Here is a 15770-nt window from a genome sequence, read left to right as displayed (position 1 = left end):
GCAACTTCGGCCGCAACCCGCCGCCGCCTTGGCAACCGCCGCGACCGCAACGGTCGTGTCAAACCTCCGTCAGGGCTCCACCAGTCCATGCTTGATCGCCAGTCGCGCCATTTCTGCGGGACTCGTGACGCCAAGCTTGGCCCTGATCTGGGTGAAATGGTTGCTCACCGTCTTGCTGCTCAGGTGCAGGAGGCGCGCGCACTCAGCCAGCGAGTGGCCCTCGCTGAGCAGTCTGAAGACCTGAAACTCGCGCTGCGTCAGCCTGCCGAACGGGCCGCACTCCGGCGAGCCCAGCCGCTGCATGATCAACGGTACCATGTCGGGGCTGACGAAGGGCTGACCCCCGACCACCGTGTGGATGCCCAGCAACAGACTGTCAACGTTGCTGCCCTTGGTGACGAAGCCCATCGCCCCAGCCTCAAACGCACGCTCGAGCAGCACGCGTGAGTCATGCACGCTGTACACCAGGATCGCAGCCAGTGGATCCAGGCTCCGGATGCGTCGAATGGCCTCGATGCCGCCGAAGCCGTCCATGCTCAGATCCATGACGACCACGTCGGGGCGCTGCGCCCGGTACTCGCCGTAAGCCGCCTCGCCACTCGCGACATCGACCAACACCCGCAGACCGGCGTCGGACTCGATGAGGCTCCGCAATCCGGCACGCAGCGCCGGATGATCGTCGACCACCATCACCGAAATGGCGCTCGCCGCCGTACCCAAGGAAGATCGTCTTTCACCCATCGCCGTCATCCTCCCGTCGATGTCGCGCCGGCGGGCCGAGCGACCAGGACCGCGAACTCACTGGCAGGCAGCGGCCGGCTGAAGAGATACCCCTGCGCCTGATCGCAACCCTTGGCGCGCAGGAACTCCAGTTGCGCCTCACTTTCGACGCCCTCGGCGATGGTCTGCAGCCCAACCGGTTGTTAACACCCCATACGCATATTCCGCACTTTTCAGGCAGGAGCCAATCGTAACCTGTTGATTTGCTGAAGGGTAAGTTTTTCTGGCGTTTTGTAGTGCCATAATATTTTGACCAGGCCCGCTGGACCTCTTGCTTTTGTTGTACGATCGTGTGCATGTTCATACGACAGACGAGAACGAGCAACAAGGCGACAGGCGAAGGCTACGTCACCTACCGGCTGGTACGCACCGAGCGCATCGGGGGCAAGGTCCGTCAGATCACGGTGTTGAACCTCGGCCGCCATTTTTCGATCAAGTCGGAAGACTGGCCGCTTCTCTGCAGCCGCCTCGAGCAGTTGCTCAATCCGCAGGCGCTGATCATGCCCTTGGAATGTTCCGAGGCGATCGAGCGCGCGGCGCAGCGTTACCATGCGCAGCTGGTTGCCCGTGCCCCGACGATCGCGTCGGCGGAGGGTACGCCCGGATCGCCCAATGAAACTCCCCCGCCGGCGGACTTCCAGGAAGTCGATGTGGACTCCCTGCAGATGACGCAACCGCGGTCGGTGGGAGTGGAGTACGTGGGTCTGCACGCGGCCCGCGAGCTGGGGTTGATCGAGACGCTGAACGAACTGGGCGTCAATGGGGTGGTGCAGGCATCGATCCTCGGCAACCTGATCGGGAGAATGGGCCAGCCGGGGTCGGAACGGGCGACCTGGAACTGGCTGCAGCAGCACAGCGCCCTGGGCGAGTTGATCGACGTCGACTTCGGGTCGATGTCGCACATGAGCCTATACCGCGCCTCGGATGTGCTGATGAAACATCGGGAGGGGATCGAGACGCGTTTGTTCCGCACCGCCAAGACACTCCTTGATCTGCAGGAGACGGTCACCCTGTACGACCTGAGCAACACGTATTTTGAAGGCGAAGCCGAGCGGAATGGCAAGGCCAGGCGCGGGCGTTCGAAGGAGAAGCGCAGCGACTGCCCACTGGTGACGCTGGGTCTGGTGCTCGATGGCAGCGGCTTCGTCAGGCGCTCGGAGACCTTCGCCGGCAACGTCTCCGAGCCGGGAACACTGGCGTCCATGCTGACCGGGCTGGGAACTCCAGAGGGAGCGCTGGTGGTCATGGATGCCGGCATTGCGACCGACGCCAACGTCGCCTGGCTGGTCGAGCACGGCTACCGCTATCTGGTGGTGCGTCGCGGCGGGATGCGCCAGTTCGATGCGACACGCTCGGTGAGCATCGAGACGGCCGGTGAGGAGTGGCTGCATCTCCAGAAGGAGCTGAGCCCGGATGGCCAGGAACTCTGTCTGTATTGCCATTCGCCGAGCCGGCAACTCAAGGAAGAGGCGATGCTCGCGCAGTCCTGCGGGCGTTTCGAGGCCGGCCTGCAGCAACTGCGCGATGGGTTGCAAAAGCCCCGCAGCGAAAAGCGTCACGACAAGCTACTGGAACGTCTCGGCCGACTCAAGCAGAAGAGCCGCGGCGCCAGCCAACACTACCAGATCACTCTGGTCACCGAGGAGACCGGCAAGACAGTGACGGCGATCACTTGGCAGAAAGTGCCGGTTCCCGGCACGATGGCCACGCATCCCGGCGTCTATTGCCTGCGCACCAACGAACTCGCCTGGGACGAGGAGCGCCTCTGGCGCACCTATACGATGCTGACCGACCTGGAGAGTGTGTTTCGCAGTCTGAAAGGCGAGCTCGGCTTGCGACCCATCTACCACCACAAGGAAGGGCGCTCGGACGGCCACTTGTTCATCACCGTGCTCGCTTACCAGTGCGTCCAGTTCCTGCGCGTGAAACTCAAGGCGGCGGGAATTACCGACAGTTGGGCGACCCTGCGCGACACCCTCTCGGTACAGCGTCGGGTCACCGCCACCTTTGGTCAGCGCGACGGGCGCTCCCTGCATGTGCGCAAAGCCACCGTCGCCGAACCGGATCTGCTGGCGATCTATCGCGCGCTGGGCATCAGCGCCACACCAGGAGGTACCCGAAAACTGATCAGCTGAATCGCCAAATACGGGCTTGTAGTGCCACTCGGAATTCTTTTTCCCGCAAATGATTGATTCAGCAAGATGTTTTTTGGGAGTCGTTAAACTTGGGCCAAGGTTCTTTGCCAGGCCGATGGTCGCGGCGACGATCGCTTCGTCATCCGGGTCAGAGGCCAGGTCGGCGACGAACGAGCGGTCGATCTTCAGCTTGTGCACCGGGAAACGTTTGAGATAGCTCATCGACGAGTAGCCGGTGCCGAAATCGTCGATCGACATCCGCACGCCGAGCGCCCGCAGCCGGTCCATGGTGGCGATCGCCGCCAGCGGCTGGTGCATCGCCACACTCTCGGTGAGTTCGAGTTCGAGGAAGCGCGCCGGCAACCCCTCGCTCTCGAGAATCTCCGCCACGAGACCGGTCAGGCCCGCCTGGCGAAACTGTACCGCCGACAGATTGACCGCCACACTCAGCGTCGGCAATCCGCGCCCGTGCCAGATGCGCATCTGCCGCACCGCCATCCGCAATGCCCATTCGCCAATCGGCAGGATCAGGCCGCAGTCCTCGGCGATCGGGATGAACTCAGCCGGCGAGACCATTCCGAGTTCGGGATGCTGCCAGCGCAGCAGCGCCTCGGCGCCGAGCAGACGCCGATCGTCGAGCGCAAACTGCGGCTGGAAGTGCAGACTCAGTTGCGCGAGATCGATCGCCCGCCGCAGTTCGTTCTCGATCTGCAGCGTGCGCGACGAACGCTCCTGCATCTCGGCCGTGAAAAAGCAGTAGGCATTGCGGCCGACCTGCTTGGCACGATACATCGCCGTGTCGGCACACATCGACAGGCTCTCGAAACTGTCGCCATCGGCCGGGTACATCGCGATACCGGCCGACATCGTGCTGCTCAGTTCGTGCTGAGCAACGCGGTAGGCCGGCGTCGTCACCTCCAGCAGCTTCGCCGCGACATGCGCCGCACCGTCGGCATCGGTGTTCGGCAGGACGACAATGAATTCGTCGCCGCCGAGCCGCGCTACCGTGTCGTCATCGCGCACCGCCCCCTGCAGGCGCCGCGCCACCTGCATCAGCAACTCGTCACCGACCTGGTGCCCGAGCGAGTCGTTGACGTTCTTGAAACGGTCGAGATCGAGGAACATCAGCGCCAGCGGCTCGCTGGCGCGATGCGCGCGCGCCAGGTCATGCCTGACCCGCTCGGCCAAGAGGCTGCGGTTCGGGAGACCAGTCAGCGCGTCGAAATGGGCCAGCCGCTGAATGCTCTCCTCCGCCTCCTTGTGCCGGGTGAGGTCGATGAAGCTGCCCAGATAGTGGGTGGTCAGTCCATCGCTCTCGACACGGCTGATCGACAGCCACTCCGGATAGACGCTCCCATCCTTGCGCCGGTTCCAAATCTCGCCCTGCCAGGCCCCCTCGGCCTCGATCGCCTCCCACATGCTGCGGAAGAAGGCGGCATCGTGCCGCCCCGAGGCGAGCATGCTGGGGTTGCGCCCAAGGACGTCACCAGCGCTGTAACCGGTGATGCGGGTAAACGCGTGGTTGATCATGACGATGCGGCCGGCGGCATCGGTAATGGCAATCCCCTCACCACCGCGTTCGAATACCTTGGCGGCCAGGTTGAGTTCCGCAGCAGCCCGCTTCTGCGCACTGACATCGACGATCGTCGCGAGATAGCCCTTGAGCTGCCCATCCTCAGCGCGCATGACGGTGACCGCCAGGCGCACGGCAATGCGGCAGCCGTCCTTGCGGATGCAGCTCATCTCACGCTCGTCGGCCTCACCGCTGAGCCGTGCCTTCGCGACCAGCGCATCGAAGCCGGGTTCGATCGCGGTGCCAAGCGTCCTCGTGAGCGCCGCTGCTGCGACCGCCACTTCGTCGGCATCGTGCCACAGCATCGGCGTCGCCCGCCCGAGCACTTCGTCAGCGCGGTAGCCGAACATCGCTTCCGCGCCGGGATTGAAGAGCGTGATCAGGCCCTGCGGATCGGTCGCCACGATGCCACAGGCGGCGCTGGCCAGAACCAGTGCCTGCTGCGCCTCGCTCTCGCGCAATGCCACCTCCACCCGCCGACGTTCGGCCAGCAGGGCGGTGTTCTCCAGCGCCACCGCCGCACTCGCCGCCAGCCCCTGCAGCACGCTCGCATCAGCGGCGTCGAAACCGCCGGGCTTGTCATGAATCTCGAAGCAACCGAGCAGCTCGCCGTCGCGGCCGATGATCGGCATGTCCAGCAGGTTGTCGAAACCGATCGCCTGCCGGATCGCCGGGACGACCCAGGGATCGTTCGCGGCATCGTTGCTGAGGTAGGGCTGACGCGTCTGCAGGACCCGTCCCGGAACGCCATGGCCGGCAGGAAAACGATAGTCGATCGGCACCCATTCGCCGGCTCGGCAGTATTCGCGGAACACCATCCGTTCTTCCTCCAGACGTGCCGCCGCGCCACCGACAGCACCGACCAGTCTGAGCGCCGCGACGACGAGCTGGCGCAGGATCACCGGCATGTCGAGTCGGCTGTTGATTTCCTGACTGACGCGCGACATCAATTCGAGTTGTTCGCTGCGCCGCAGCAGCTCTGCCTCGACCCGCTGGCGCTCGCTGACGTCGCGCACCAGGACGATGAAGCGCGGCTGGCGGCCGCTCGCTGTCGCCTTGCGAGCAACCGACAGCTCGAACCAGAAACGGCCTTGCGGCAGATCGAGCGCCAGCAGGCGGCCCGCCGAGTAGCCGCCTGCATCTGCCTCGCGCAGTGCATCGAGACAGGTGGCGGCGGCGGCCGGGTCGAGGAACTCCGACACCCGTCGGCCGACCAGATCGGCGGAGCGGGCAGGCAACAGTCCCGTGCGCAGCGTATGGGCTTCATGGCAGGTGCCATCGAGACCCACTTCGAACATCGGGTCAGGAACGGCGTTCAGCGTTGCCGCCAGCTTTTCCGTCCGCTGGCGAACGACCCGGCGCAGGGTGATCACCCAGACCAGCAGCGCGCCACCGACGAGCGAACCGACGAGCAGGGCATAGGCGAGATGGCGCGCGCGTGGCGAGGCGAGGAGTGGCGTACCCATCCACTTCGCCCTCAGGTTTCGCTCTTCGGCTGGGGTGATGGCGGCAAAGCCGCGTTGCAGCAACGCCAGGCTGGCTGCGTCTCCCTTGTGTACCGCCCGGTGAAAGTCACCGGCGTAGAGCGTGAACGCCTTGTTGAAGAGTTCCTCGGCGTCGTTGCGGTAGAGCAGGTAGTTGGCCGGCGGCTCGTCGAGGCAGAACACCCGCACCCTGCCGTCGATCGCCGCCTGCACCAGCGCCTGGTAGCTGGCGTAGGGCTGCACATCGCCGATGCCGGCCGCCGCCAGGTGCTCGACACAGGCATCGCCGGCCTTCACCCCGACCAGGAAACCCTGCAGGGTGGTGGCATCGACGATACCGCCGATGCTGGCATGGGAATAGATCGCCACCTGGACCGTTTCGTAGGGCGGCGAGAAATCGAGGCTGCGCTCGCGTTCGGGCGTCCTGAAGGCAGTGTCGAGAACCTCGCCCTGACGATCTGCCATTCGCCGCTGCGCCGTTTCCCAGTCGCTGGCCCGCAGCTCGGCCCTGACGCCGGTCTTCTCCTCCCACAAACGCCAGAGATCGACCAGGTAGCCGGTGAGCGTACCGCCGGCATCGCGAAAGACGTAGGGCGGGTAGTTGTCATCGATCAACACGCGCAACACCTCGGGTGAACGCGGACCGACAGCATCTTCCGCGACCGCGGGGCACGGAGCGCAGCATGCAGCGAGGAACAGGAACAGGAGCCAGCAGGTGCGCAGATGATTCATTGAGCCGACTCGTATTCTTCTACTTGGCCACCACTCAATGATAGACGACAAACCATGGGACCGACAGGGGCAGCGGCCCGGCGCCGCCCATCTCCTGCGCCGGAAGGTCTGCCGCGAGTGCCGCCTGGCGCGGCACCCGCGGCAAGCGGTGGCGGCAGGCGAAAGCCGCTCAATCGCCGATCGGCCGCTGATCGGCGAGAGCAAGCCAGCCGCGGATGACCCGATAGGCAACCCAGATGCCGAGAACGACGATCAGCAGCCAGGCGACGGGGATACCGATGATGGTGACGATCAGCAGGCCATAGACCAGTAGCCACAGCAGGGTGAACCAGAAGGTGCGGATCTGCCAGCGGTAGTGGCTGTCGAGCCAGGTGCCGGCGACCTCGCCGCGCTTGATCCAGTTGAGCACGACGGCAAGCAGCGACGGCACACCGAAAACGAAGGCACCGGCGATGCTTGCGGCGCCACTGACGCCGACAACCACCGCCAGCGCGTGCAGTCCGTAAATGACATGACACCAGGCCCGCGGGCCATCGAGGTCGGCATGCGGAATCAACTCGTTGCCCATGACATTCTCCAGAATCGCCGACGCCGCCCAGCGGCAACCCTGGCAGCGACGAACCCGTTCGGCATCGCCATGCCGCCGGTCACAGGCCGAGCTGCTGCCACATTTCGTCGACGCGCCGCTTCACTGCGGCCTCCATGGCGATCGGCCGGCCCCACTCGCGACCGGTCTCACCCGGCCACTTGTTGGTGGCGTCGATCCCCATCTTGCTGCCGAGACCGGCGACCGGACTGGCGAAATCGAGGTAGTCGATCGGCGTGTTCTCGGCGATCAGCGTGTCGCGTGCAGCATCGACGCGGGTGGTCATGGCCCAGATGACTTCCTTCCAGTCGCGGATATCGACGTCCTCATCGACGACGATGATGAACTTCGTATACATGAACTGGCGCAGGAAGCTCCAGATGCCGAACATGACGCGCTTGGCGTGCCCCGGGTACTGTTTGCGCATGCTCACCGTCGCCAGACGGTACGAGCAACCCTCGGGCGGCAGGTAGAAGTCGATGATCTCCGGAAACTGCTTCTGCAACAGCGGCACGAAGACCTCGTTGAGTGCGACGCCGAGCATCGCCGGTTCGTCTGGAGGCTTGCCGGTGTAGGTGCTGTGGTAGATCGGCTGCTGCCGCATGCTCAGACGCCCGACGGTGAACACCGGGAAACGGGCCTGCTCGTTGTAGTAGCCTGTATGGTCTCCGTAGGGCCCTTCGAGCGCGCTCTCCTGCGGGTCGATGAAGCCCTCCAGAACGATCTCGGCCGAGGCGGGCACCTGCAGGTCCGATCCGAGACATTTCACCACTTCGGTCTTGCTGCCACGCAACAGACCGGCGAACTGATACTCGGAGAGGCTGTCGGGAACCGGCGTCACCGCCGCGAGAATCGTCGCCGGATCAGCCCCAAGGGCAACCGCGACCGGGAACGGCTGGCCGGGATGCTGCAGGCAGTGCTCGCGGAAGTCGAGTGCGCCACCGCGATGCGCCAGCCAGCGCATGATCAGCTTGTTCGGCCCCAGCACCTGCTGGCGATAAATGCCGAGGTTCTGGCGTGCCTTGTGCGGCCCGCGCGTCACCGTCAGGCCCCAGGTGATCAGCGGCGCCACGTCGCCCGGCCAGCACCACTGGATCGGCAGGCGGCCGAGGTCGACATCGCTGCCCTCGCAAACGATCTCCTGGCATGGCGCCGACGAACGCACGCGCGGCGCCATGTTGAGCACCTGCCGCAACACCGGCAGCTTGTCCCAGGCGTCCCGGAGACCCCGCGGTGGCTCCGGTTCCTTGAGGTAGGCGAGCAGCTTGCCCACTTCGCGCAGCGCCAGCACCGACTCCTGCCCCATCCCCAGCGCCACGCGGCGGGGCGTACCGAAGAGGTTCGCCAGAACGGGCATCCGGTAGCCGGTCGGCTGCTCGAAGAGCAGTGCCGGCCCGCCGGCACGCAGCACGCGATCGCAGATTTCGGTCATCTCGAGCCGCGGGTCGACAGCGACGGCGATCCGCCTGAGCTCGCCCATCGTTTCCAGTTGCGCCATGAAATCGCGCAGGTCATGATACTTCATCGGCAACAGATCCGTGCGTCGTCCAACGGGCGATTATAGCTGCCACGACCACCGCCCAGCCGCTTGCCATGCGCCAGCCAGGCGGTGCACCGGGCAGCGACTCAGTTGCCGGCGGCGGCGGCTGGCTTGCCACCCTCACGGGCTGCTTTCCGTGCCGCCCGTTCAGCGTCGTCGCGCGCCCGCTGCTCCTGTTTGGCCTGCCTGCGCGCCTGCTCCTCGGCCGCCTTCTGCCGGCCCGCGGCGGCCTGCCGCTGCTTTTCCGCGAGCTTGCGCTCGCGCGCCGCGGTCTTCTCCGCCTGCTCGGCCCGATGTCGTTCGCTGTCCTGCAGTTGCTCGGCTTCGCGTTGCGGCTGTTCGAGGCGCCGCTGCTCTTCCTTGTCGACGACTTCCCGGCGGCGCGCCGCCCGTTCGAAGTCGCGTGCCGGCTGGTCGATGGCGCGCGACTCGATGATCGCAGCGGTACGCCGTTTCTTCGCCTGTTCAAGACAGTCATTGACGAGAAAGCGGGTGTAGCAGCGATCCTGCTCGGCCTTGTAGTCGCGCTCCGCCTGCTCGCGCATCGCCTCGGCGCGTCGCCTTTGCTGCTGCGCCTCGTCGAGGGTCTGCGGCACGGGCACCCCTGCCTCCGGCGATGCCGCGGCGGTAGCGGCAGCGGCGGGCAGCAAGAGTGACAGCAACAGCAGCGAAGCAACCCCAATCTGCATCCTTCTTCCTCCTTCGTCCTTCGTCCTTCGTCCTTCGTCCTTCGACGACCCGCGGGTTGCTCGTACGGCCGGCGGCCACCAGCCGGCCGCCAAGCGCTGCCGGCGGACTACACCGACACTATAAACCCGGACGCCAGCGCACAGCCGATCCGGCACTGCACGCCGACACACGACGCCATGGCAGCCACGCTGGCCAAGCCGGGCGGGCGGCCCAGCATCGGCGGATTTGGTAGAATCGCGCCTTGACTCGATCCGTGGTCCTCTGGGAGCCTGCCGTGCAAATCGTCTGCCTCGATCTAGAAGGCGTTCTCGTCCCTGAAATATGGATCGAGTTCGCCACCCGCACCGGCATTCCGGAGCTGCGTCGCACGACCCGCGACGAGCCGGACTACGACAGGCTGATGAAGTACCGCCTCGCGATCCTTGCCGAACACCGGCTGGGTCTGCCCGACATCCAGCAGGTGATCGCCGCCATGGGTCCGCTCGACGGCGCCCGCGCCTTCGTCGACGGGCTGCGCGAGGACTACCAGCTGATCATCCTCTCCGACACCTTCTACGAGTTCGCCCACCCACTGATGCGACAACTGGGCTGGCCCACCCTCTTCTGCCACAGCCTCGAGGCCGGCGCCGACGGCATGCTGGTCCGCTACCACCTGCGCATGCCCGACCAGAAACGCGAGGCGGTGCGCCGCCTGAAGGAACTGCGCTTCACGGTCGTGGCCGCCGGCGATTCGTACAACGATACGGCGATGCTCGCCGAGGCGCACGCCGGCATCCTCTTTCACCCGCCCGAGAACGTCATCCGCGAATTCCCGCAGTTCCCCGTCACACGCTCCTTTGCCGAGTTGCGACACGAGATCGACAAGGCCTTCAGCGCCTGCGGCACGCGGCAGCAGGTCTGAGCGGCAATATGTACCCACGGCGCTTCTATACCCTCTCCGGCTCGTGCCCCGATCAGGTCGGCATCATCGCCCGCGTCTCGGGCTTCATCGCCCAGCACTCGGGCTGGATCCTCGAATCCAGCTACCATGCCGACGACGGCAGCGGCGACAGCGCCAGCCGCTACTTCATGCGCATGGAGGTGAAGGCCGATTCGCTGCCCTTCCACCTGGCGGAGTTCCGTGAGCGCTTCCGGCCACTCGCGGAGGAACTGGCGATGGACTGGAAGATCAGCGATTCTGCCGTCAAACGGCGGGTCGTGATCATGGTCAGCAAGCAGGAGCACTGCCTCTACGACCTCCTCTCGCGCTGGCAGTCACGCGAGCTCGACATCGAGATCCCCTGCGTCATCGCGAATCACGACACCTTCAAGGCCTTCGTCGAATGGCACGGCATCCCCTTCCACTACGTGCCTGTGAACGCCGACAACCGGCTGGCGGCAAACGCGGAAATCCGCCGCATCTACGAGGAGGTGCGGGCCGACACAATGGTCCTCGCCCGCTACATGCAGATCCTGCCGGCTGATTTCTGCGACAGCTTTCCGGGACAGATCATCAACATCCACCACTCCTTCCTGCCCAGTTTCGTCGGCGCCCGTCCCTACCATCAGGCGTACCGGCGGGGCGTCAAGCTGATCGGTGCCACCTGCCATTACGTCACCCGCGACCTCGACCAGGGTCCGATCATCGAGCAGGACGTCATTCGCATCGACCACTCGGACTCGGTCGAGGACATGGTGCGCTACGGCAAGGACATCGAGAAGGCCGTCTTGGCACGCGGGCTGCGCTACCATCTCGAGGACCGCGTGCTGGTGCACGCCAACAAGACCGTGATTTTCCGTTGAAGCCCTCGGTCAGCAGTACGCGGCCGGTCACCAGCGGCCGCTCCGCCGGATGATCGCGCTCAGGAACCTGGGCCTGCGCCGCGGCAGCAAGGTCCTGCTCGACAATGCCTCGGTGACGATCAGTGCCGGCGAGCGGGTCGGCCTGGTCGGCCGCAACGGCGCCGGCAAGTCGAGCGTCTTTGCGCTCCTCGACGGCAGCCTGCACGAGGACAGTGGTGAACTGTCGCTGCCCGCAGGCTGGCGCCTGGCGCAGGTGGCGCAGGAGATGCCGGCGACCCAGGAGAGCGCCACCGCCTTCGTCATCGCCGGTGACAGCCGCCTGCTCGCCGCCCGCCGGGAGGTTCAGCTGGCCGAAGGCGACGGCAACGGCGAGCACCTGGCACACGCCTACATGGCTTTGCACGACGCCGGCGAGAACGACGCGCAGGCGCGGGCGCAGGCGCTGATCCTCGGACTGGGTTTCCAGACGAGCGAAGTCGAGCGGCCGGTCGACAGCTTCTCGGGAGGCTGGCGGATGCGCCTGCAACTGGCACGGGCACTGATGTGCCCGTCCGACCTCCTGTTGCTCGACGAACCAACCAACCACCTCGATCTGGACGCCCTGGTCTGGCTCGAAAGCTGGCTCAAACGCTACGAAGGCACGCTGCTGGTGATCAGCCATGACCGCGACTTTCTCGACGCGGTGACCACCGTCACCCTGCATCTGGAAAACGCCAGGCTGACCCGCTACGGCGGTAACTACAGCACCTTCGAAGAAACGCGGGCGCAGCAGATCGAGCTGCAGCAGAACGCCTACCTCAAGCAGCAGGAAAGGATCGCCCACCTGCAGAGCTTCATATCGCGCTTCAAGGCCAAGGCAACGAAGGCGCGGCAGGCGCAGAGCCGGGTCAAGGCACTGGAAAGAATGGAGCGTCTCGCGCCCGTGCTGACCAGCGCCGACTTCGGCTTCGAGTTCGGCGAGCCGGCCGGCCTGCCGAACCCCATGCTGGTGATGACGCACGCCAGCTTCGGTTACCCGCCGCCGGCCGAAGCCGCCGCCGGCACGCCGGCACGCATAGTCGTCGACGACGTCAATCGCTCGGTCATGGCCGGGCAACGGATCGGCATCCTCGGCGCCAACGGACAGGGCAAGTCGACACTGGTGAAGACCATCGCCGGAGTCCTCGAATGTGTCGGCGGCAGCGTCACCGCGGGCCGTGGACTCAACGTCGGCTATTTCGCGCAGCAGGAACTGGAAGTGCTGCGTCCTGCCGCCACACCACTGCAGCACATGCTCCGCCTGGCCCGGGAGAGCCCGGCGTCCGGCCGGAGCGAGCGCGAGCAGGATCTGCGCAGTTTTCTCGGCGGCTTCAACTTCACGGGCGAGATCGTCAACCAGGCAGTCGGCACCCTCAGCGGCGGCGAGAAGGCGCGCCTGCTGCTGTGCATGATCGTCTGGCAGCGACCAAACCTGCTCCTGCTCGACGAGCCCACCAACCACCTCGATCTCGCCACCCGCGAAGCGCTCGCGCTCGCGCTCAACGAGTTCGAAGGAACGGTGGTGCTGGTCAGCCATGATCGTTCGCTGCTGCGCTCGGTTTGCGACGAGTTCTGGCTGGTCGCCCGCGGCACCGTGACCGACTTTGCCGGCGACCTCGACGACTACCAGCGCTACCTGCTCGAAGAGGCGCGGAAGCGGCGCGACAGCTTCCGGGAACTCGCCCGAGGTGTCCGGGAGCGGGCTGGCCGCGAGTTGCCGGGGGCCAATCCGGGGAAAAAGGCGGCCGCCGACCTGCGGGCGCTGCAGCGCGAACTGGAACGGGTCGAGCAGCAGATGCTCGCCCTGCAGGGCGAACAGCGTGCGCTGGAAGCGAGCCTGTGCGTACCCGCAGGGGCCAGGGAGCTGGCAGAACTCGGCCGACGGCTGAACGAGATCGCCGGCGAACTGTCTCCCCTTGAAGACCGCTGGCTCAGCCTCAGCGAACGAATTGACGGGTCGGGCCGTGCGCTGTCACCGTGACGCGGGTCGAGCATTCAACTGTGGATGGAGCAGGAAATGAGTTTTGAGTTGGCCGAATGGTCGCCAAAGATCGAGGTGGGCCTGCCGATGATCGATTCGCAGCATCGGCAGTTGTTCGATCTGGCTGCCACGTTCAGAGGTGACGGCGACCAGATCAGGATTCTGAAATCGCTGGTGATGTTGACCGATTACGTCAAGGTGCACTTTCGCGAGGAGGAGGAGCTGATGGCCGCCTGCAACTATCCGGAGTTGGAGGCGCATCGGCGACTGCACGGTGAATTTCGCCGCATGCTCTACGATCTGCTGGAGAACGCCAAGCAGATGACCCTCGACGAGATCGCCGACGAGGTCAATTATCTGATCAACGGCTGGTTCTACAACCACATCCTGGTCGCCGACTTCCAGTACGTTCCCAGCGTCCGGGCCGCCAACCTGCAACACGACGAGTGATTGGACAGGCGCTGCGGCAGCCCGTGTCACCGGACTGCAGACCCGCGCCGTGACATCGGTCACCGGTACCGGTCGTCAGCAGTCCGGAGATGCCCGTGCTCAAGCTTCGCCAACGTCGGCGGCGCGGATGCGAAGGAAACCGATCGCCGCCACCGCATTCCTCGCCGGCCAGCCATCGCCCGCTTCGCACACTGCCGCTGAGGATGCGCGTCGATGAAGCTGCTGCAATTCCTGTCACTGCGCCAGATGCTGACGCTGCCGTATGTGCTCCTGGTACTGCTGCTGGCGGCGACGATCGGCAGCCTCTCCTACGCCGCGGGTCGGGTCGCTGTCGATACGCTGTCGAAGCAGTTGCTTTCCGAGATGGTGTACCGTATCGCGCAGGCCGCCGAGCGACACGTCTCGGGGTCGAGCGCCGTCCTCGAAACCGCGTTTCCAGCCGACGTCGCCGCCCCTGACAATGTCGCAGACGACCTCGACAATCTGCGCACGCGTTTCTGGCTCGCGACCTCGGTGCACCGTGAGCCCAACAACTACGCCTACTACGGCGATCGCAACGGCCAATTCTTCGGGCTCTGGCGACATTCCGCGAGCGAGGCCGAACTGCGCCTGCGCACGCGCGGCGAGGGCCCACGAACGATCCACCGCTTCACTGGCATCAGCGGCGAGCTGCGCGACCCGGTGCGCGAGACGCGCATCTTCGAACCGCGCGAGCGGCCCTGGTTCAAGTCTGGCCAGCACGCACCCCTGCACACCTGGACGGCGGTCTATATCGACTTCAAGACCGAGGAGCTCGTCGCGACTCGCGCCCGCCGAGTCAGCAACGCGCGCGACGAGTTTCAGGGCGTTGTCGCCACTGATCTCTCGCTGCAACACGTCAACGACTTCCTGCGCTCGCTCAAGCTGAGTCCAAACGGCATCGCCTACGTCGTCGAGACCGATGGCAACCTGATCGGCACGTCGCGTGGACCGCACCTGCGGCGGGACGCGAGCGGCGGCAACGCGCGGCTCAACGCCAGCGACAGCGACGACCCGCTGATCGTCGCCACGCATCGCGCGATCGACAAGCTGGTGCGCGATGCTGGCGACGGGGCGCAACCGCGTACCGCGGTCTTCGCCGGTGCCGACGGGCAGCAGATCGAGGCCGCCTACGCGCGCATCCGCGACACGGCCGGCCTCGACTGGATCATCGTCACCGCCGTGCCACGTGCAGATTTCCTCGGCGAGGTGACGAAGAACTTCGAACGGATGGCGATCGTTGCCCTGTTCGCCTCGCTGCTGACCGTCGCCCTCGGCTTCATGGTGCTCTCGGTGGTGGCCCACGATCTCCGGCAGTTGGCCCTCGCGGCACGCCGGATCGGCGATGGTGACCTCAACACTGCTTTCGACGTCACCCGCAGCGACGAGATCGGTGATCTGGCCAAGAGCTTTCGCCTGATGCAGACCAGATTGCTCAGCGACCGCCTGACCGGCCTAGCCAACCGCGAGGCCTTCCTGCGCCGGGTGGACGAGCGGCTGGCGCGGCAGAAAGAGCGACCTGAACCGCGCCCATTTGCCATCCTGTTCGTCGACCTCAACGACTTCAAGCACATCAACGACCGCTTCGGTCACGACGTCGGCGACAAGGTACTGCAGGAAATGGCACGCCGCATGCGCGCCGGGCTGCGCAGCCGCGACCTCGTCGGACGCTACGCCGGTGACGAGTTCGTGGTCATGCTCGACGCCGTACACAGTCGCGACGACGCCGAAAGCGCCCGCGCCAACCTCGAAGAGATTCTCAGCGCACCACTGCTGGCCATCGACCCGACGGCAGCGGCACCCGGAACCGGCGCCTCGGTCGGGCTGGCGATGTATCCGGATGATGGCAACGACGTCGAGTCGCTCGTCCAGCAGTCGGACGCCGACATGTACCGTCGCAAGCAGGCCCGCCAGCGGTCAGAGACGAATCCCGCCAGACCTGCGGCGGCCTCATCGCAGCCGCCCAGCTGAGCGGCGGTTGCAGCCCGGACTGCATGCGGC

Annotated in this window: 11 protein-coding genes and 4 pseudogenes; 6 read left to right on the top strand and 9 right to left on the bottom strand. The window is 65.6% G+C overall.

Translation table 11 applies throughout. The annotated features are described in order from the left end of the window. Positions 1-69: 69 nt before the first annotated feature. Positions 70-741, bottom strand: a complete 672-nt coding sequence (locus tag HT579_08195) for a response regulator transcription factor (GenBank protein ID QKS28893.1) — start codon at positions 739-741, stop codon at positions 70-72. A gap of 5 nt (positions 742-746) precedes the next feature. Next, positions 747-911: an EAL domain-containing protein gene (locus HT579_08190; GenBank protein QKS31565.1), complete on the bottom strand. Its 165-nt coding sequence runs from the start codon at positions 909-911 to the stop codon at positions 747-749. A 165-nt stretch (positions 912-1076) separates the two neighbouring features. Here HT579_08190 and HT579_08185 point away from each other — a divergent pair, with 165 nt between their 5' ends. Next, on the top strand, positions 1077-2915 hold the full coding sequence (locus HT579_08185) for an IS1634 family transposase (protein ID QKS28892.1): 1839 nt from the start codon (positions 1077-1079) through the stop codon (positions 2913-2915). Positions 2916-3008: 93 nt separating this feature from the next. Here the strand turns inward: HT579_08185 and HT579_08180 are convergent. The 7 genes and pseudogenes from HT579_08180 to HT579_08150 form a co-directional block, all read right to left on the bottom strand. Next, positions 3009-4838, bottom strand: a pseudogene (locus tag HT579_08180) (EAL domain-containing protein). 153 nt (positions 4839-4991) lie between these two features. Then, positions 4992-5435, bottom strand: a pseudogene (locus HT579_08175) (GAF domain-containing protein). 42 nt (positions 5436-5477) lie between these two features. Then, positions 5478-5954 (bottom strand): annotated as a pseudogene (locus HT579_08170) (PAS domain-containing protein). Further along, a pseudogene (locus HT579_08165) lies at positions 5949-6704 on the bottom strand (transporter substrate-binding domain-containing protein). Before HT579_08165 ends, HT579_08170 begins: the two co-directional pseudogenes overlap by 6 nt. Positions 6705-6873: 169 nt before the next feature. Continuing rightward, positions 6874-7272: a hypothetical protein gene (locus HT579_08160; GenBank protein ID QKS28891.1), complete on the bottom strand. Its 399-nt coding sequence runs from the start codon at positions 7270-7272 to the stop codon at positions 6874-6876. 79 nt (positions 7273-7351) lie between these two features. Then, the gene (ubiD, locus tag HT579_08155; GenBank protein ID QKS28890.1) at positions 7352-8815 is read right to left on the bottom strand and encodes a 4-hydroxy-3-polyprenylbenzoate decarboxylase; all 1464 of its coding nucleotides are present in this window, start codon (positions 8813-8815) and stop codon (positions 7352-7354) included. Positions 8816-8916: 101 nt separating this feature from the next. Then, positions 8917-9519: a hypothetical protein gene (locus tag HT579_08150; GenBank protein ID QKS28889.1), complete on the bottom strand. Its 603-nt coding sequence runs from the start codon at positions 9517-9519 to the stop codon at positions 8917-8919. A gap of 275 nt (positions 9520-9794) precedes the next feature. Here HT579_08150 and thrH point away from each other — a divergent pair, with 275 nt between their 5' ends. The 5 genes from thrH to HT579_08125 all read left to right on the top strand — a co-directional run bounded on the left by thrH (position 9795) and on the right by HT579_08125 (position 15740). Beyond that, positions 9795-10421: a bifunctional phosphoserine phosphatase/homoserine phosphotransferase ThrH gene (thrH, locus tag HT579_08145; GenBank protein ID QKS28888.1), complete on the top strand. Its 627-nt coding sequence runs from the start codon at positions 9795-9797 to the stop codon at positions 10419-10421. Positions 10422-10429: 8 nt separating this feature from the next. Further along, positions 10430-11302 (top strand): formyltetrahydrofolate deformylase, encoded by an 873-nt coding sequence (purU, locus tag HT579_08140; GenBank protein ID QKS28887.1) that lies wholly within the window; start codon positions 10430-10432, stop codon positions 11300-11302. A gap of 49 nt (positions 11303-11351) precedes the next feature. After that, positions 11352-13301 carry an ATP-binding cassette domain-containing protein gene (locus tag HT579_08135; protein QKS28886.1) on the top strand — a complete coding sequence of 650 codons (1950 nt, stop codon included), beginning with the start codon at positions 11352-11354 and terminating at the stop codon, positions 13299-13301. Positions 13302-13337: 36 nt separating this feature from the next. Beyond that, positions 13338-13751, top strand: coding sequence for a hemerythrin family protein (locus tag HT579_08130; protein ID QKS28885.1), 414 nt, complete (start codon positions 13338-13340; stop codon positions 13749-13751). Between the two features lie 213 nt (positions 13752-13964). Then, positions 13965-15740, top strand: a complete 1776-nt coding sequence (locus tag HT579_08125) for a diguanylate cyclase (protein QKS28884.1) — start codon at positions 13965-13967, stop codon at positions 15738-15740. The last annotated feature ends 30 nt before the right edge of the window (positions 15741-15770 follow it).

It is taken from the genome of Candidatus Accumulibacter similis (assembly GCA_013347225.1).
Classification (GTDB): domain Bacteria; phylum Pseudomonadota; class Gammaproteobacteria; order Burkholderiales; family Rhodocyclaceae; genus Accumulibacter; species Accumulibacter similis.
Note: the sequence above shows the minus strand (reverse complement) of the source record. Positions and strands in the feature narration are given on the sequence as shown.